General features: G+C 46.4%; 13 protein-coding genes and 1 tRNA gene. 6 read left to right on the top strand and 8 right to left on the bottom strand.

The window, feature by feature from the left end; translation table 11 throughout:
* Positions 1-49 precede the first annotated feature (49 nt).
* Positions 50-322, top strand: a complete 273-nt coding sequence (locus tag QUA99_RS15495; protein WP_333238181.1) for a hypothetical protein — start codon at positions 50-52, stop codon at positions 320-322.
* A 199-nt stretch (positions 323-521) separates the two neighbouring features.
* A complete protein-coding gene (locus QUA99_RS15490; protein WP_333238179.1) occupies positions 522-1,910 on the top strand; it encodes an NCS2 family permease in 1,389 nt (462 codons plus the stop codon).
* Positions 1,911-2,082: 172 nt separating this feature from the next.
* Here QUA99_RS15490 and QUA99_RS15485 read toward each other — a convergent pair whose 3' ends face one another.
* The 4 genes from QUA99_RS15485 to QUA99_RS15470 all read right to left on the bottom strand — a co-directional run bounded on the left by QUA99_RS15485 (position 2,083) and on the right by QUA99_RS15470 (position 7,627).
* A complete protein-coding gene (locus tag QUA99_RS15485) occupies positions 2,083-4,296 on the bottom strand; it encodes an NHLP family bacteriocin export ABC transporter peptidase/permease/ATPase subunit (protein ID WP_333238177.1) in 2,214 nt (737 codons plus the stop codon).
* A 19-nt stretch (positions 4,297-4,315) separates the two neighbouring features.
* Entirely contained in the window at positions 4,316-6,088 is a 1,773-nt protein-coding gene (locus QUA99_RS15480) for an NHLP bacteriocin system secretion protein (protein ID WP_333238175.1), read from the bottom strand.
* 464 nt (positions 6,089-6,552) lie between these two features.
* The gene (locus tag QUA99_RS15475) at positions 6,553-6,951 is read right to left on the bottom strand and encodes an alr0857 family protein (protein ID WP_333238173.1); all 399 of its coding nucleotides are present in this window, start codon (positions 6,949-6,951) and stop codon (positions 6,553-6,555) included.
* A 160-nt stretch (positions 6,952-7,111) separates the two neighbouring features.
* Complete coding sequence (locus QUA99_RS15470) at positions 7,112-7,627, bottom strand: HNH endonuclease (protein ID WP_333238172.1); 516 nt, start codon at positions 7,625-7,627, stop codon at positions 7,112-7,114.
* Between the two features lie 577 nt (positions 7,628-8,204).
* Here QUA99_RS15470 and QUA99_RS15465 point away from each other — a divergent pair.
* A complete protein-coding gene (locus QUA99_RS15465) occupies positions 8,205-8,540 on the top strand; it encodes a ribbon-helix-helix domain-containing protein (RefSeq protein ID WP_333238170.1) in 336 nt (111 codons plus the stop codon).
* 263 nt (positions 8,541-8,803) lie between these two features.
* Positions 8,804-10,153 carry a D-alanyl-D-alanine carboxypeptidase gene (locus QUA99_RS15460; protein ID WP_333238168.1) on the top strand — a complete coding sequence of 450 codons (1,350 nt, stop codon included), beginning with the start codon at positions 8,804-8,806 and terminating at the stop codon, positions 10,151-10,153.
* A 317-nt stretch (positions 10,154-10,470) separates the two neighbouring features.
* Here QUA99_RS15460 and QUA99_RS15455 read toward each other — a convergent pair whose 3' ends face one another.
* A complete protein-coding gene (locus QUA99_RS15455) occupies positions 10,471-11,577 on the bottom strand; it encodes an N-acetylmuramoyl-L-alanine amidase-like domain-containing protein (protein WP_333238166.1) in 1,107 nt (368 codons plus the stop codon).
* Between the two features lie 192 nt (positions 11,578-11,769).
* Between QUA99_RS15455 and QUA99_RS15450 the strand changes: the two genes are divergently transcribed.
* Complete coding sequence (locus QUA99_RS15450; RefSeq protein ID WP_333238164.1) at positions 11,770-13,272, top strand: serine hydrolase; 1,503 nt, start codon at positions 11,770-11,772, stop codon at positions 13,270-13,272.
* A gap of 268 nt (positions 13,273-13,540) precedes the next feature.
* Here the strand turns inward: QUA99_RS15450 and QUA99_RS15445 are convergent.
* Positions 13,541-13,612, bottom strand: a tRNA-Gln gene (locus QUA99_RS15445).
* 101 nt (positions 13,613-13,713) lie between these two features.
* On the bottom strand, positions 13,714-16,524 hold the full coding sequence (locus QUA99_RS15440) for a GAF domain-containing protein (protein ID WP_333238162.1): 2,811 nt from the start codon (positions 16,522-16,524) through the stop codon (positions 13,714-13,716).
* A gap of 741 nt (positions 16,525-17,265) precedes the next feature.
* On the opposite strand from QUA99_RS15440, the gene QUA99_RS15435 reads away from it, so the two are divergent.
* On the top strand, positions 17,266-17,652 hold the full coding sequence (locus tag QUA99_RS15435; RefSeq protein WP_015175702.1) for a response regulator: 387 nt from the start codon (positions 17,266-17,268) through the stop codon (positions 17,650-17,652).
* Between the two features lie 148 nt (positions 17,653-17,800).
* Here the strand turns inward: QUA99_RS15435 and cheB are convergent, their stop codons facing one another.
* On the bottom strand, positions 17,801-18,886 hold the full coding sequence (gene cheB / locus QUA99_RS15430) for a chemotaxis-specific protein-glutamate methyltransferase CheB (RefSeq protein ID WP_333238160.1): 1,086 nt from the start codon (positions 18,884-18,886) through the stop codon (positions 17,801-17,803).
* Between the last annotated feature and the right edge of the window lie 139 nt (positions 18,887-19,025).

The following is a 19,025-nucleotide window of genomic DNA, read 5'->3' as shown; positions in this document are numbered from 1 at the left end:
ATGCTCTATCGCAATCAAAACAAACACAACAAAACTTGAAGGAGAATTTATGTCTAACATTGAAATCGCTGGTTTCCAATCTAACCTCATTGAAGAATTGGATGATACAGATTTAATGGCAGTGGTAGGTGGCGGTCTTTTGGGCGATGTCGGTAATACCGTCACACAACCTGGCAACGAAAGTCGCCCAACATCATCTGCGATCGCACTCCTAGGAGATATTGTTGGTGACGCTGCGGGTTACATAAACGGTCCTTTGACTGGTTTTTCAGAGGGAACTTTACAAGGCGTAAACGGAACAGTAACAGGTGTTACAGGCTAAGTAATTTAGAGGGTGCGAATATCATTACTTCATTCTGGCATCATCATAATACCTAACACCCTCTGAACTACCAAAAAGGACTGGAGTTAGCTTTTAACTCCAGTCCTTAATTTTTTTGCTTTGTATAAGTACGCATATTTTGCACTATGTCAATTTGTAAGTCCTAATAATCGAAAAATTGAATATTGCCAAGAACTTTATGAAATTATTTACGCCAAAATATATTTTAACTACCTCAGTTCCTCAATTTTTTAGGTTTAAACATAATGGTACTACTTACCGAACAGAGGTTCTAGCAGGTGTCACGACGTTTATGACTATGGCTTACATTTTGGTCGTGAATCCCAGAATCTTATCAAATGCTATATTTATCAATCAGCCTGGTGATTTGTTCAATCAGCTTCTGACTACCACTGCCATTTCCTCGGCGATCGCAACCGTCCTCATGGGACTATTAGCTAATTACCCCTTTGCCCTCGCTCCCGCAATGGGTCTAAATGCTTTTTTTGCTTTCTCAGTTGTGTTGGACTTGCAGATGAACTGGCGGTTGGCGCTAACATCTGTCCTCATCGCAAGCTTAATTTTCACTTCGTTGATTCTATGCAATATCCATGTCCAAATTATTAAAGCGATTCCAGCTTCCCTCAAACACGCCACGGTAGCGGGTATTGGTTTGTTCATCGCCTACATTGGTCTTTCAGGTGTTCCTGAACCTCCCACTCTCGGAGCAGGTATTATTGTTGCTAGTAAAGCGACCTTAACAACTATTGGCTCCTTCAAGCAACCAGCTACTTTACTCTCAGCTTTCGGTCTATTGCTGACGGCTACTTTGGTAGCACGTCATGTTAAAGGAGCGATATTATGGGGTATTGTCGCTACAGCGCTGTTAGGTTGGATACTAGGCATTGCTCCCTCTCCTGAAAAAATTATTGCCCTACCTGAATGGCCGCAAGACTTGATCGGTCAGGCATTCACAGGCTGGAGTTACCTTACACCCAAGCAAATCTGGAACTTTGTTTCTGTCACGCTTACCTTATTATTTGTAACTTCTTTTGACACCATTGGCGCACTTACTGGTTTGGGACAACAGGCTGGTTACATCAACGAAAATGGTGAATTGCCTCGCGCTACTAAATCTTTGTTGGCGGGTGCTGCAGGCACAACCTTTGGGGCATTGATGGGGACTTCTCCATCCGCGACCTATCTGGAATCTGCCGCCGGCATATCTGAGGGGGGACGGAGTGGTTTCACATCTGTGATAGTAGCAGCCCTGTTTCTGCTTTCTGTGTTATTTACTCCCTTATTTGCAGCAGTGCCTGCTTTTGCTACAGCACCTGCATTGATTATGGTGGGTTTTTTGATGATGAGTAGCGTGCAAAACATTAATTGGAAAGATCCAGCAGAAGCAATTCCTGCATTTCTAATTCTTCTCACTATGCCCCTTACTTACTCTATTGCAGAGGCATTGGCAATTGGTTTCATTATTTACCCTTTGATTAAAATTTCTCAAGGACTGGCTCATAAAGTGAATAAAACTGCATATTTTTTAGCAGCTATCTCTGTGTTTCACTTCGTACTCAGGAGTTAAATGGTGGTGCTAACATCAATAATGCTCAACTTTTCACTTGATGTTACAAAACTCACCTTCAAGCGGGCTTATAGCAATTGGAAAATCTGGAATTCATACCTGTATTCAGCAACCCCACTTAAGACTCTATCCCTAGAAGCCCGACTTCTCTAAAAAGTCGGGCTTCTAAAAATCATCCTTCGCTGCTAAGCAAACGCACGTAACTGCCCCCTTGGGCCCACAACTGCTCGTGAGTTCCCCGCTGTACAACCAAACCCTGCTCCAGTACAATAATTTCATCGCAATCCCGAATCGTACTGAGTCGGTGGGCAATCACAACACAAGAACAACCGCGCCGTCGCAAATTTCGGTCTATCATCAATTCAGTTTGAGCATCCAGGGAACTGGTTGCCTCATCCAACACCAACACCGCCGGATTTCTCACTATGGCCCGGGCAATTTCCAATCGCTGGCGCTGTCCCCCACTCAGATTCATTCCCCCTTCAATCAGCTTCGCCTCGTATCCTCCCGGCAATGAGAGAATCGTTTCGTGAATCGCTGCATCCTGACAAGCCTTTACCAAATCCGCTGGCGGTACAGTCGAATCCCACAAAGTGAGATTTTCCCGAACAGTTCCACCAAACAGAAAGATATCCTGTTCCACCATTGCCAAAGCAGAAGTTAAAACAGAACGCGAAATCTGTTTTCTGGGTTTACCATCAAACAAAATCTCTCCCGACCAAGGTTGGTAAAGACCGCAAATTAGCTTAGCAATGGTAGACTTACCAGAACCGCTAGTCCCCACAACCGCCACTCGTTGACCGGGCTTCAAACTCAAGCTAAAATTTTCAATCAAGGGCTTTTCCACCCGACTGTAACCAAAAGTGATATTCTGCAACTCCACATAACCTTGTAAGCGAAAGGTGATGGGTGATTGGTGAAGAGAAAAAGTTGTTCCCCTTTTTTCCTTTTCCCCTTCTCCCCCCCTCTCCACTTCTGCATCAACCGGATTTTGCAATACATCGTCGAGTCGGTTCAAATCCGCTTCCAAATCTTGCAACAAACTGCCAAAATTAATTAAACTGTCGATCGGCCCAAAAAAACCAGCCATTAAACTCTGGTAAGCAACCAGCATCCCCACACTCAGCGTCCCGTCCATCACCTTCAAGCCGCCGACTGTTAATATAGAAGCTGTCATCAGCGCCGACAGCAGCGTGGGTAAGATTGTCAAAACTTGAGATTGTAAAGCTAAATCCTGCTGTGCGTTCAGCGCTTTGGCATAGTAGCCGGCGAACTTGGCAAACGAGTCGGACTCCAGACCAGAAGCTTTCAGTGTTTCGATCGTTTGAATGCCTGCGATCGCCACCCCGTTCACCTTACCATACTCCTGCGCCAGCTTGAAATTCGCATCCACCCGCGTCCGCAACATCAACTGTAGGGCGAAGAAATTAATCGAGGCAAAAACCAGGGCTATTCCTGTCAGGAGGCGATCGTACTGCAGCATAATTAAAAAGTAAAAAACCATCATCACCGTGTCGATGATTGTTTTACCCAAAGTACCCGAAAGTATCCCCGCAACCTTGTCATTCAGCGACACCCGACTGCTAATTTCACCCGCAAACCGCTGTGCGTAAAACCCGACTGGCAAACGCAAAATGTGCCAGACAAACTGCCCCGACATCGTTACCGACAGCTTCAACATCAAATTCCGCAAATAGGTAAGTCGCAGGGAAGCGAGAATACCCCTGAGTACCGCCGTGAGAACCATTCCCAACACCAAAGGCTGTATCCAATCTTGGCGTTGGGAAACCAAAATTTCATCCACGAATACTTGGGAAAAAGCAGACACTGCCAAGCGAGGAACGGTGAGCAAAAACCCCGCGAACAGGCAGAATAAGATGGTACCCCAAGAGTTCCGCAACCGCGACACTAAAGCAGCGAGAGTGTTTCTTTTTTTACCGCCCTTTTGAAAAGAAGGGCCTGGTTCCATTACCAGGATAACCCCTGTGTAAGCGCGATCGAACTCTTCCAAGGAAACCCTTCGCCGTCCGGTAGCCGGGTCGTTCAGATAAACGCACTTTTTCCCGAACCCCTCTACTACCACAAAGTGGTTAAAATTCCAAAATACAATGTAGGGTGAGGCAATAGTTTTCAGTTTTTCCAACTGCGCTTTAAACCCTTTGGCAGTTAAACCATAGTTCCGCGCTGCTTTGACGAGATAAAAAGCACTAGAACCATCTCGCGACACGCCGCACTCGCGCCGCAGTTCCGCTAGCGGGACAATGCGCGAGTAATATCCTAGAATAATGCCCAAAGCAGCAGCACCGCATTCTACAGCCTCCATTTGCAAAAGCGTGGGAGTGCGAACGCGACGGGGTAGAAGTCGCCGCAGAATACTCGAAATCATCGCTGTCTTTTGTTAATTTTCAATAAACCCCAGTCCAAGAGCGAAACATAGGAATAATATAAGAAATCGGAGCCACTTCTCCTACTTTGACCCGAACTAATGTAGTAGTACCTGATGAAAGTTTTAACTCAGGCCCCTTGGATGAAGACCAATTATAACCACTCTTTGTAGTTGCATCTTCTTGCAATTGAACAAAAATTTGCACTCTGGCACCATTCTCACCAGCCAGACTTTTCGCTAACTCTTCATTGCCAACAATTGCGGCAATTTCCTGAGTTGTCACCGGAAAAGGAGAAACCTTGGTTACTACCCCAACAATACCACCGTAGCGCTCGCGCTTGACAACGCTGGGCGTAACTTGTACATTCATACCTTGTTTAATTTGTTTACCATCTTTATCCGCCAAATAAACAAGACTTTCCAGTTTGACATTAGAATCTTCAGCTTCAATTATTCCCAAACGGGTGCTGGCCCCAACAATTTGACCCGGAATAACGCTAGTTTCTAAAACATACCCATCATGTTTGCTGATAACTTGACTTGACTGAGCTAATTGCACTTCTAATTGAGAAATCGTATCTTTTATTACTTGAGTTTGATTGGTTTTGTCAATGGATTTTTCTACGTCTTGTTGAACGAGTTGGCCTTTTTGGGCTTCGATTTCCTTAATTTTGGTTTGGAATTCGTCAATTCTATTTTGAGCTTGTAAGTATTCGCGCTCGGCATTGGTTTTTTGGACTTGGATTTCTTGTAAGTTGGTTTGAAATTCGTCAATTCTATTTAAGTTTTGCTGGTATTCCCGTTCTGTATTGATAACTTGAACGTCAATTTCTTTAATAGCATTCTTGATATCATCAACTTTATTGAGATTTTGAAGATATTCCCGTTCGGTATTGGTTTTCTGAACATCAAGTTCCTTAAGTTGCGTGTCGATATCCGACACTTGCGTCTGCGCGTTCAACAATTCCTGTTCCGACTGCAACAGCACATCCTGACTGACGATTTTTTCTTCAAACAAACTACGACGAGTTTCTACCCGCTGTTGCAAAGTTTTTAGCAACGCGCTAATTTGTTGTTTTCGCTGCAGAAGACTTTTGCGTTTTTCTGCGAGTGCTGCGAGTGTTTGTTGGCGAAGCATTGGCGTAACTTGCTCTCGGCGCACGCTTTCTTCCAGACTTTTACGCTTTTGTGCAAGTGCGGTGAGAGTTTGTTGGCGCAGCAGTGGCGTAACTTGCTCTCGGCGCAGACTTTCTTCGAGACGAAAGCGTTTTTGCTCTAGTGCTTTGAGGGTTTCTTCTCGCAGCGTTGGTGCGAGAGACTCGCGACGCAAACTTTCTTCTAAATCTTTCTGCTGTTGCTGAAGCGTTATCAATTGTAGCGCTATCTGCTGCTTTTGCAGAGTTAAGGTACTTTGATTCTGCTGTTGCTGTTGGGCTAACTTGGCTTTCTGTAACTGTAGTTCTTTTTGAAGTTGAGACTGGTCTATTGTAGCGAGTACCTGCCCTTGCTTAACTCTATCTCCCGCCTTAACATTTATGTTTAATATTTGACCTTCCTTTGGCGCTTGAAATTGTACCACATGACGCGGACGAATCAATACGCCAGCACCGGTAACGGTGAGAGGAATGCGCCCAACTACACTCCAAACGCCAGCCCCAACAATTAAACAGCCCGTCGAAACCAAAGGCAACCAAGTTTGGGGGCTGACTACCCGCATTAGTTTGTCGAGTTGTTCGGGTGAGGAAAGGCGATCGAGCGCTTCTTCACGGAAGAGTTTGTTGCCTTGAGGCATACATTTTTTTGTGTTTGCTTAGCTTGTGATGTTTTCTATAGTAAGCTTTAAAGTCCCATTATACTTTACCGATTGGTTTCACTCCAAAAGCCCTAATTTGGCGTTGCTGAATGCAGGTATAAACTCAAGATTTCCCAATTGCTATGGGTCAAGTATAGTGAGTTTTGTAACTTCAAGCGAAAAGTTTATTCATACCGCGAATCAACTTTTCGCAATTTTCAGACTACCGAGCTTTGATATCATCGGAATATGCTTGGAGGGCTGTTTCAACATTCATAAACTGACGGTCGCAATCTACACAAATGTGATGAGTGTTTACCTCGGATATTACCGTTCTTACGGATGTGTTGGGAACAGCATTCAGGACATTGCATGACTGTTTAACCTCCATTTATAGCACCATCATGCAGCGCCGAAAATATTTCCTTCTTGCTTGTTCCCTCTTGGTTGTTTAACATCCGATATTAATCGCCGACTTCCCCGACAACCTCCGCAGCAGCCTGAGTTTCGAGCCAGAGTTTGAGCAGCAAGAGCTCCGCCCGATCGCCCAACACAGTCGCAAACACGCCGTCAGCTCCCTCAGACGCGCTAGAAATCCACGTACCGCGCAAAGTCACTTCTACAAAGTCAGCATCAGCAACACAAAGGTCGATCGCCTCGTTGTCGTCTCGCCGGGCCTCAGATTCCAACAGAGACAGCGCCGCCAAATTCGCGGGCAGCAAAAATGCCGCAGTGCTCGGTTCGACGCTGATGCTTTGACCAACTCGCATAGCCAGCACAACTCGCAGCGCCACTAACTGTTCGGGAGATTGAGCCAAACGCTCGAGGTTAAAGCCCGTTTCAGTGTAAGTCAACTTCAGCATATTGACAGCCCTAAATTTGGAATTGAAAGTTTAAAATTGGTAATTGAAAATTGGTAATCGGGAATTGGGAATCGGGAGTTAGGGCAGATTTTAGATGAGAATTACGCATCAATTTAAAATCTAAAATCTAAAATCTAAAATCTAAAATTCTTCCCATTCCCTATTCCCCAATTTGGTATTCGTGCCAAAACAGTTCGGCAAAAGCAACAGTGGGGTGTATGGGAGCCTTCGGCTTAGTTCGCAGAGACATTCCGGCTTCTACGGGAGTTCGATCGCCCTTACGAGAATTGCACCGTTCGCAAGCCGTCACCACGTTGTCCCAACTATGCGGGCCTCCCTTCGATCGAGGCATCACGTGATCCAGCGTCAAATGCCGGTTGCTACCGCAGTATTGGCAAGAATGAGCGTCGCGGCGCAAAACTTCCCGGCGATTGACCGGGGGCACTTTCCACAGGCGTTCCCTGTTACCAAAAGTCAAGCGGATTTGTTCGGGTACGTGGATGCTGGTGCTGGGCGATCGGACCAGCCACCCGTTGCCGATGCTAAAATCCAGAGGTTCAGCCTTGCCTGTTACCAACAGTACGATCGCCCGTTTGATGTTGACACGGCTCATCGGTAGGTAATTCTGAGAAAATACCACCACAGATTGCCTCAATACATCAGTTACTACGGTCACGGCTTGCTCCTCCTCATTTGGATTTTGGATTTTAGATTTTAGATTTTAGATTTGGGATTTGGGATTTTCGGTGCAACGCCTACATTGGCTACATCTGGTTTTTTCCCAGTTCCCCAAGCGGATCGAATTTCTCAAATATCCAATCAAATGCCCCCGATTCTCTTACTTAAAAGCGGGGGCTAGAAAAACTGCGTTCATGCAAATTTTCATCCTGTCTTGGTACAGTCGTTTAGCTGTACCTCCCGCTTCGCGTATCTCGATATGGCTGTGCCACTTGCAGACCGTCCCGGTCTACCTCGTTGTAATTAATTTCTGCAATTTGTCCTAATCCACTATAACCGGGTTTAATTAGGCCCCGACCCGCCCACGAGGTCGCTGCGACGGTCGTCAAACCCGTCCTAAAGACGTGCTGTAACGACTCGGAGTGACCCGTGGGGCGATCGCACTTGAGTTGATAGGTGGAGTAGGTGGGGAGAAATTTCACTGTAGGCAGAAGGTGGTTAAGAGGCTTTCAATCTAGCTGTAAACATACTACACTGATATTACACATATGTCCACCCGTCACGGAGAAAAAATTATGCATACCCTACCTAGAACCTCAACCACCGAAATGGAAGTCACCAGCATTCGACTCGAAAGAGAACTCAAAGAGAGACTTAAAGAGCTCGCGGGCAATCAAGGCTATCAAGCTTTGATTCGAGATTTGCTCTGGAATTACGTGCAGCAGAAGTCTGGAGAGTATCGGCAGATGTTTTCTCGATCGGATATTCGAGCTAGCATTAATGCGACAGCACATCAGGAGGAACGCTGCGCGCTTACAGGAGAGTTGATTCGACCGGGCGGGCCGATGTTATTAGGGCTGACGATTCACGGCGAGATGGTGCCGCTGAGTATGGGGAGTATGGCTGGATAAACCAGTTTACCCTTAAATTTGTGAGAGCGATCGGCCTGGGGCCTTCACCCCAGGCGCTGAAGATGGGTTTCCGAAGCATTTCAAGGAGATATATTTAACGAACCGCGAAGACGCGAAGTGCGCGAAGAAAGATTAGAGAAGGAAGAAGATAGGCAATTTTAGCGGTTCGGGAGTTTGGTAACGCAGATCCGGAGGCTCGCCCCACGCGCGAGAAGAATGCTAAACTTTCCATCGGGCGTGCCGAACAGACGATCGTACATTTGATGAAAAAAAATAAAGTAATGCTAAAAAACCGCTACTTGACTGCTGCGAGTTCGATCGCCCTTCTCACAATTATTGCCGGATGCGCCGCTACTAAATCGCCGGAACTTGTATCTCCCTCTCCTGTAGCTGAATCTTCCCCGCCGCCAGTTAAACCAAGTCAGCCTCAGCCCTTAACAGTCTCTGCTACCAATCCCGAAACCCCCACAAATACCAAAATCCAGCAATATCTCAACGGCTTAACAGCACAAGGTTATGCCAAAGAAGACCAAGGGATCTGGATGCAATCGGGCAATACTTTGTTAGCCAATCATCAAGGTACAGTTCCTCTGTCGGCCGCTTCTATTACCAAAGTAGCAACATCTCTCGTAGCGCTGCAACAATTCGGGCCGGAACATCAATTTATTACCTTAATTGGTACAACGGGAAAAATTGAAAACGGCGTATTAAAAGGAGATTTAATTGTTGCCGGCAGCGAAGATCCGTTGTTTGTCTGGGAAGAGGCGATCGCCCTCGGTAACGCCTTAAGTCAAAAAGGCATCAAGCGAGTCACTGGCAATTTGATAATTGTCGATAAGTTTTACATGAATTTTGAACTCGATCCCCTTAAATCGGGAGAATTGCTCAAACAAGGATTGAACAGTCAAATCTGGCCCGGCGAAGCCGCCGCCCAGTATCAAACACTGCCTCCAAATACGCCAAAACCCCAAATAGCAATTGAGGGTACTGTAAAAGTTTTGCCAGCACCTCCCAATGACGTGCAGCCTTTAGTCAAACATTATTCTTTGCCCCTTGCTGAACTGATCAAAAAAATGAATCAGTACAGCAACAATCTCATGGCAGATATGCTAGCTGATACTGTCGGCGGTGCCAAAACTGTCGCGCAAAAAGCAGCAGCAGCAACCGGAGTTCCTCCCGCAGAAATTCAACTCGTGAACGGTTCGGGATTGAGCGAAGAAAATCTCATTTCTCCCCGGGCTGCTTGCGCGTTGTTTATAGCTTTAGAACGCTATCTTCAACCTTACAGCATGACAGTTGCTGATGTCTTAACTGTAGTTGGGAAAGATAAAGGAATACTATCAGAACGGCCACTTCCCCAATTAGCAGTGATCAAGTCTGGCACGTTGGATAATGTTAGCGCTTTGGGCGGAGCGCTGCCCACTCAAAAACAAGAAACAGTGTGGTTTGTGATTATGAATCGCGGGGAAAATGTTGAGACATTTCGCACTCAGCAAGAGGTTTTGCTGAAAAGCTTTTTGAATGACTGGGGAAGTGTTCAAGTTTCGCCGCCGGAATTAACGCCAAATCCTGCTAGAAAGAGTAAGGTATCTCGCAGCGAAATTGTCAATTGATTGGAGGCTGACGCATGGGGGCCCAGAAACCGGGTTTTTTGACAAAAAGACCCGTTGCCATCCGCAAATTCGGCAAAAAACCCGGTTTCTTTAGTTTGTAGGGTGCGTCAATCGATTTTAGATTTTAGATTTTAGATTTTAGATTGACTTGCGCGAGATAAATCCGGGGGCTTGAGGATTTTCGATTTTCGATTTGGGATTTATTCCACGGATAAATCCGGGGGATTGTACCATCAAGAAATTCCTGGTCAGCACAGAAAATTTAAATTTTGATATAAAATAATGCAAGCTGATATACGCTAGGAGTACAAACTAATTTAATGAGGTGTTTTCGCCCTAGCGACTACAATGCCGATCGCACTTTCGACTCTCCTAATATATCTCTGCAAGTCGTAAGCAACTGTCACCTCCCCAGCAGGCGAAGCGTGAATTAAACCCATATTGCCGTCAGCATTGCGGTAGACTAAACCCGTGTGGGTGACATCCAATCCTTTAACATCCGTGGCTACCGCTACAATATCCCCTGGTTTTAACTGAGAATAAACACTTTTTATCCGATTTGTCGGGATGTAATTAACAGTAGTTTTGGCTAAGTCTGCTTCTTGGCTGACAATGCACTGATAAGTTGCTTCGTCTTTGACCATTTGCGGGTAACTGCTGCGGTGTTGGCTCATGAAATTTAGTGTTTTATTCATGGGAACTCCACCTAATTCAGCGGTGATATTTTCCACTGTTTGCCGTTTTTGATTGTCGTTAATCCATTCGGAAAAATAGTGCAACCTGCTGCAATAACCGTTCATTTTACCGTTTAAATACCGCTGTTCTTCTATGCGATTTACAAAATTTTGATAGTCGTAATCTTGTACTGCTACGCCCCTGGCGATCGCCAAAACGGTTTCTACAAACAAAACGCAATCAAATTTATTCAAAGTTATGAGCAACTTTTCTTCGCCAGATTTGTCCAGCAAACCAGCGGCGTAGGGCTTTCCTAGGAAGTTATCGGCGATCGCCTGGACGATTTCTCCGATCGAGCGATCGTGCAAATTTTGTTGTTTTGCATACTGTACCACCTTTTCAAAACGTGCTATGTCTTCAGGCTGTGCAACGGTTTCTCTCTCCGTATTATTTGAGTCAGGTCGTCTCGCCAGCACCTTCAGCAATTCGGAATAGGAAATTTCCGCTAAATTGTTGAAGTCCCACAACATACTCGGAAAACTGGAAACAGTTTGGTTGTTTGTTATTTCCAGATTTTCGCTTTTTCCCGTCAAGGAAAACGCTAAATCCGCGCCCTGTCCTGCTGTTTGTCGCTCGACAACATATCCCGTAGCAGATTGAGACTGAAATGCCCAAACATCAGGTATCAAAGAGTTATTCACGCCGACGATCGCAAATCCCAAAACAGCCAGACTCCAAAAATTTCTCATGTTTTTCAAAGGATTTTGCTTCAACTCAGTGCTATCCTGAAAATTTTACAATTACATTTTACAATTACTAGAAGTCTCAATCAGCCTAGTAGACCGATAAAATTGGCAACAGCGGACTAGATCGATACACTTGTCATTTAGATGCCGCCCTATTATAAACTGATCGTGCGAGTTTGATAGCACAAAACTGTAATGCAAGTAGAACGCCGACGCCGCCCCATCGGGCCCCAACGCCCAATCGAGTCCCGACGCCAAAGCACCGAGCGTCCAGTCCAGTCGCGACGCCAAAGCACCGAGCGCCGAGTCCCATCTCGTCGCCCAATCCAGACCCGACGCCCCATAGACCTCTTGCAAAAGTCGCTCTCAATTCTTGAAATTATCTGGGTTAATCTGCGTTCATCTCCCTTGTATCTGCGGTTGACCGATCGAGCAAAGATTCATGCAACAGGTCTAATTCAATCCCGACCTCAAAGCAGCCAGCGCCCAGTCGGACGCCGACGCCAAAGCAGCGAAGGCCCAGTGCCATCTCGTCGCCGAGTGAGGACGAAATTTTCTCGGCTAAAATACCGTAACATTTTGTGTTTAATTGCCGGGGCGATCGCGTTTTTTTGGCTCGTCACAATGCCCTTCAGAATTCGCCGTCCCCCAGAACCGCCAGTCATCTTGGCTCAACAGCCCGTCTCGCCTCAAGAAACACTCTCGCCTCCGACAATTGAACCATCGGAAAATTTAGCCGATCGTCAAAGCGAGCCTAAGTTTAGCTACAACATCAAAACACCTCCCAATCCCGTTTACTCTCAAGAATTGCAAGGGATTGTTGATGAATCTGTGAAAATTGCAACCAGCAAAGGATTGCCTGCAGAACGGCTATCAATTACCTTATTTGATGTTAGCAATTCTAAAACTCACACCTTCGCCGGATATCAAAATCAAACTCTCCGATTTCCCGCTAGCGTTGCCAAATTATTTTGGATGGCAGCGTTTTACTCAGCCATTGAAAAAGGCCTCATTACGCAAAGAGAATCTGCCTTTAAAAACGACCTGGAGCAAATGATTCGCGTCTCCAACAACGATGCTGCCAGCAGGCTTTTAGACAAAATCACAGATACAAAATCCGGCGGACGGCTCGCAGGAGAAGAGTTGCAAACCTGGCTGAAAAAGCGCACTCAAATTAACACATTTTTCCAGTCTGCAGGCTACAATGATATTCGTATAAGCACCAAAAATTATCCCATATACTATTTGAGGCAAGAAGGTCCAATCGGTCGCGACTTGCAATTGCGGGGCGATGCTTCCCAGCCGATTCGCAATCAAGTAACTACCGACCAAGCCGCCAGATTAATATATGAAATCTATACTAGGCAAGCGGTTTCTAGCGTCGCCAGCCGCAAAATGGCTTACTTGCTGACAAGAGATTTAGACCCCAAGGCATGGAAAAATGACCCTAGCAATTCGATAAAAGGATTTCTCGGCGAATCTTTACCAACTAATATTTATTTTGGTTCCAAAGTGGGCTATACTTCCAAATCCCGCAGCGAAGCGGCATTTGTTAGAACTTTAGACGATCGCGCGATTTATATCTTAGTTGTTTTTGCAGACGATCCTGCTTATGCCAAGGACGAAACAGCTTTTCCGGCCATTTCCCGATACGTTTTCGATCGGCTAAACGCTCGCGGTCCGATCGCTTTGCAGTGATGTTGAGTAGGGCGAGTTTACTCTTTTTATGTGAAGACTGACGCAAAAAACCGGTTTCTGCCACAAATCAGCACTGGCGACCAAATAAACCGGTTTCTGGATCGAAAATATCAGGTTTTAGACCAAGCCCGCAGCCAGAAACCCGGTTTGTTACATCCTGTGAGCAACCCCTAATTAGATGTGCAGTTAGGAAGTCCCTACTGTTTTGTCTGCAAAGCACGGACTAAAAACAATCAGTTAGATAATTGATTGACCGGACACAATTTAACTGGGGCGAAAGGATTCGAACCTCTGAATGGCGGGACCAAAACCCGCTGCCTTACCACTTGGCGACGCCCCAACGTCTTAACCTTCACTATCTTAACATTCAAACACAGAAATCTGTCAAGCATTTTGACAATAAAATTTAAAAAATGTTTTTGAAAGCGATCGCCCGCAGGTTTATTCTTTGAGTTCAGGGGGGCGAGCTACCGGGATTTCAATCCTGAAATCCGCTCCCTGTCCCGGTTCCGAGATACACTTCAAACTTCCTCCGTGTTTTTCCACCACTATCTGGTAGCTGATAGACAAACCGAGTCCCGTACCCTTGCCTACAGGTTTAGTGGTAAAGAAGGGGTCAAACAAGTGGCATTTAGCTTTTTCGGGCAATCCGGGCCCGCTATCTTGAATCCGAATCACCACAACTTGACCCCTCGACTTTCCTGACTCATCAGCCTCCGAGTCTTGGCCCACCACCGCCGTCGAGATTTTGATCGTCTTGGGTGGAGGCTGATTTTCTAAAGAGTCGATCGCATTCGCCAAAATATTCATAAATACTTGGTTGAGTTGTCCGGGATAGCACTCTACCTTCGGCAGGTCGCCGTAGTTTTTAATTACCTCAATTCCCGGCACTAGACCGTTTGGCTTCAAGCGGCTGTGCAAAATCAGCAGCGTGCTGTCAATCCCTTCGTGAATGTCCACCGACTTCATCTCGGCTTCGTCGTGCCGCGCGAAGTTCCGCAGAGACAGGACAATTTGGCGGATGCGTTCAGTTCCCATCTCTATTGAAGACAGAATTTTCAGCAAATCCGGCACTATAAAATCAACATCGATTTCTTCGTTTTTGTCGAGAATTTCGGGGCAAGGCTCGGGGTAGTGCTTTTGATACAAGTGCAGCAAATCCAGCAAATTTTTCATGTACTGCTTGCAATAAGTCAAGTTGCCGTAAATAAAATTAACCGGATTGTTAATTTCGTGGGCGACGCCGGCGACCATTTGACCGAGAGAGGACATTTTTTCGTTTTGGATCAGCTGAGCTTCTTTCTGCTGCAACTGCTGCAAAGTTTCCGCCAGTTGACGGGCTTGAGTTTGAGCGGCTAAGGCTGCCGCCCGGGTTTGGGCGTAGAGTTCGGCTTGGTCGATCGCGATCGCCAGTTGATCCACCACCGCTTGCAGCAATTCCACTTCGCTCGTCGCCCAGGAACGGTGGCTGCTGTAATGGTTGCAAACTACAGCACCCATTTGACCGGAGCGAGTCTTGAGCGGCAGCAGCAGGTTAGAAACAATCCCGAGACTGCTCAAAAAAGATCGCGTGGGCGGTTCGATGCAGAGTGCTGTTGCAGCGTCGCCGATCCGGATCGTTTGGCGGTGGCAAATTTTCTCGGCCAGCAGGGTTACTTGTTCGATCGGGTATTCTGTGAGCCGGTCTTTCAGTTCGGGATTTGCCGCCTCGTGGGTGATTGCAAAGCTTGGCTGCCCGTCTCGCGAGATGGAGTACCACAAAAAGTAGCACTGGTCAACCTGCAACAAGCTGCGAATTTCGTTGACAGCCGTATCTAAAATTTTGTCGAGGTCGAGGGAATTCCGCATCTGGCTGGCGAGGCCGAAGAGCAAGCCTTCCCGGCGGCTCAACAATTCTTCTCGGGCTGCGTGGCGATCGATCGCCACGGCGATGGCGTTAGCCATGCAACCCAGAACTTCTAGCAGCGCTCCCTCGCTTGCCAAAGCGCTACTGCACACAGCCATCACTCCCACCAGTCGCTCCTCCACAATCAGCGGATAGGCAACGGTGCATAGAGACGGGTTCGACATTAGGCACACAGGAGCCGTTTGGAGTTTTCCCGCTTCTGTTCGCACCCAATCTTCTATTTCTTTTGCCCAATCTTGGCTGCTAAGTCCTGAATAGGCCTGCAATTCTAACCGCTCTGTCTGCAGGTTGAAAGTCCAGATGCTCGCCCCTGTGGCGTCGAGGTACTCTACCATTGCCTCGGTGCAGCGGTTGAGGATGACCGATATTTTCCCGCCTTGTCCGAGGGCTGCACCGACTTTAGCTTGCAGGGAACCCAAGCGAGCTCGCTCTTGTAGGGACGCTGCCGTTAGTTGGCGATCGGAGGTGTCCCGGGGGCCGGCAACGATTTCTCTGATTTGTTGGGTATCGTCCGCGCGCCCGATGCCCGCTGAAGCTTCCCACACATATTGAGATTTGTCTGTTTCCCCCAGCGTCGGAAGCTTTTTTGTTCCGTATATTCTCCTGCTGCTCTGTGGCGTATGTACCGCACACAAGCTCGATCGGTTCTTGCCTGGAACTAACTCCGAGATTTGCTGGCTGTTCGAGCTGATATCTTCTACCTCCGGCAACTGTTTCTCTGCTTTGACTAATTGCCAGCGCAGCTCTACCAAACTCGCAACTTGCCGACTCAAAGCTTGCAGAGCTTCTATCGTTTCTTTTGTCAAGTCTCGCGGCACCGAGTCCATGACGGATAGCACTCCCAGCACCTGCCCATCTGAGCTGACAACTGGGATTCCGGCGTAAAATTTCACGAAGGGGTAGAAAACGATCAGCGGGTGCTCGCCAAATCTCACATCTGTGGAAGCGTCTCGGATAATGGCCGCAGGCAGTTCTTTAAAGGAATTTGCAGGGGGTTCGATCGCAAATTCGGGAGCAACTGGCGGTTTTTGCAGGGGAATTGCCCGGTCAAATTCCGAGTTTGAGTTTGAGCCGACTCCGAACTCTTCGGGAATTTGGTCCAGGGCGCGATCGCAAAAATTCAGGTAACGGTGGGCCAAAGTTCGATCGATACCTAACTGCGACTTCAACCAGTGGCGGTTACCGTCAATCAAGCTCAAGAAAGCAATAGGAGTTCGGCCCATTTGAGCTGCCAAACCTACCAAATTATCCAAGCAAGCGTCTGGAGCAGAGCCGAGAAGCTGATACAAGTCAATGTTATGGAGCTTGAACACTTTTTTACCAAGAGGCAAGGGTGCTTTCATCATGTGTAACTGCCCGTCTAGTTGCTGGCAACCGCCCTTCTCAACACTTCCCTTGAAAAACAAGCTGTGAATTCTGTGCTGAGAGACTCTGGGCGCAAGTTCGGCGCAGGTTGCTGGCGCCGAATTCAGACTAACCTCTTGACCGATCTGGAAACTTTTGAGTTATGGGAGTTAGAGCACCCCAGATCTAAGACTATATAAATTATACTTCCAGTTGACTATGCTTTTGAATACCTCCGGCTCTCTAAATCTAAGAGCCTCTGTTGGGAGGAAGCAGCTTTCCAAAATTTATGACGATTGCTTACCTAGAATTTTTTTATCAGTTTAATTGTATTTTAACAGACTTGTCTAATGGTGGGTAGCTGGCTTGCTGGTAAATTTAAATCAGGGGTTTGTGCCACAATACCAGTGTCCTTTACCGAGCTGTGCCTTAGCTTGGAGTTCAACTACAGTTAGGAGATAAATTACAAAAGATTGGTAAAATGTTAAACTTTGTAACAATAGTTGTTCAAACTCGACCTTTTAGGGTTTATGGGCCCGGATGCACATTTTGCAACTGTTGTAATTGCCGATCGACCACTCTCCTAATTCCTTTTTTCGAGTTTGAGGTACAAAAACAGGGGTAATGTTTCAACTAACGCTCCAACGGGGTTGACAATTATTGTGTAGAGGCAACTCTCAAAAAATAACTGCAGGAAGTATGTTTTGTATTTTCAAGAACTATAAATAAACAGGGAGAAGAATATGTCTGCAAGTAGCAGTCAAGTACCAACTATTTTGGCAGTTGATGATAGCGTCGTGATGCAAGGACTTGTTAAACAGGCCTTAAGCAAAGAGTTTCGAGTTCTCGTAACCGACAATGCAGTGGATGCTTTGTCAACTATTTATCACGAACAAATTTCGGTTTTGTTGCTGGATGTTTCGATGCCTGGTATTGACGGATTGGAACTCTGCCGCACGGTGCGGAGCTTGCCTCAGTTTCAGAATTTGCCGATCGTAATGCTGACAGCGCGAGATGGAGCCTTTGATAAGGTACAGGGGCGTTTGGCGGGAGCAACAGAGTATTTAACTAAGCCTTTTGATGCTGATAAATTGCGCGAAGTAATTGGTAAATTTATCAAAATCAAATAATCGGACTTAGGACAAAAATCAGTTTTGAGTAATTAATGAAGTAATTTGAGTAATTAATGAACTAAAAAGTTGCGATCGCGCTCTCTTATCCTCGACTTCTTTAACAAGTCGGGGGGCGGGGCATTCTGCACTATTTGCGAGGTAAGTGCTAAATTTTTAATTTTGCCAGGAGTAGGGGAGCAATCGCACTGACAGGTAGAACATATTGGGCGGCACCGAGGGCGATCGCCTCCTTGGGCATTCCGAAGACAATGCAGCTAGCTTCGTCTTGGGCGATTGTCAACCCCCCTTGTCTGGCGATAGCCAACATTCCGTCAGCACCATCTCTACCCATTCCTGTCAGCAAAACCCCCGCTGCGGCCCGACTATAAAAATTAGCTACCGACTTAAATGTCACCGTTACAGAAGGGCAGTGTCCCGCAACACGAGCAGCTTCTGAATAAACAAATCGCCCTTGAGAGTCCAATTCTAAATGACGTTTTTCTGGCGGGAAATAAACAGTACCTGCTTGTGGCAATTCCCCAAAAGAAGCTATCTTAACAGGCAGTTTAGATTCATAACCCAGCCAATCAACTAATCCTTGCAAAAAACCTTCACTGATGTGCTGGACACAAATTACAGGCACTGGAAAACTAGCCGGAAGTTTAGAAATAATCGCGTACAGTGCTTGCGGTCCGCCTGTAGAAGCCCCTATAGCCAATACTTTAATAGTTGGAGGTTTAACATTTTCGTTGGAAAATTTGTAATTATGAAAAGGTGCTTGGTTGATTTTTACAATTAGATTATTATCTTCTGTTGGTCTCTTTTTTTGATGCCGTGTAAATACTTTAACTCCTGAGAGTATTTTAACTTTAGCTATTAATTGATTTGCTAGGTGAGCGTAATCAGATACCAACCCGCCAATCGGTTTCGGAAACACATCTAATGCACCAGCCTTTAACACTTGAAATACATTCTGAGTATCATTCGCTTGCACTGAAGCACTAATTACTAAAATTGGTAGCGGATATTTCTTCATTACTTCTTCGGTAAATTCTAACCCGTTCATTGGTGCCATGTTCAAATCAGTACATATTACTTGGGGCTGAAGTTTGGGGATTAATTCTAGTCCTTCTAATCCGTTGCAAGCGGTTCCTACAACTTGGATTTCTGGCGAAGACTCAAAAATTCGTTTGAGGACGAGCGTAACTACAGGAGAATCTTCAACTAACAATAGTTTAATGGGCGATAACATCAGTTTGCTGGGGAATGGGGGAATGGGAAATGGGGAATGGAGAATAGGGCACTTGTGCTGCCCTTCGACTTACTTCCCTTCGGCGAAGCTTAGCGGGCAAGGCGCGCAGGGTGAGTGGCTACGCTCAGCACGTGTCCCT

Origin of the sequence: Microcoleus sp. F10-B2 (assembly GCF_036704965.1) — a bacterium.
Lineage (GTDB): Bacteria > Cyanobacteriota > Cyanobacteriia > Cyanobacteriales > Microcoleaceae > Microcoleus.
Note: the sequence above shows the minus strand (reverse complement) of the source record. Positions and strands in the feature narration are given on the sequence as shown.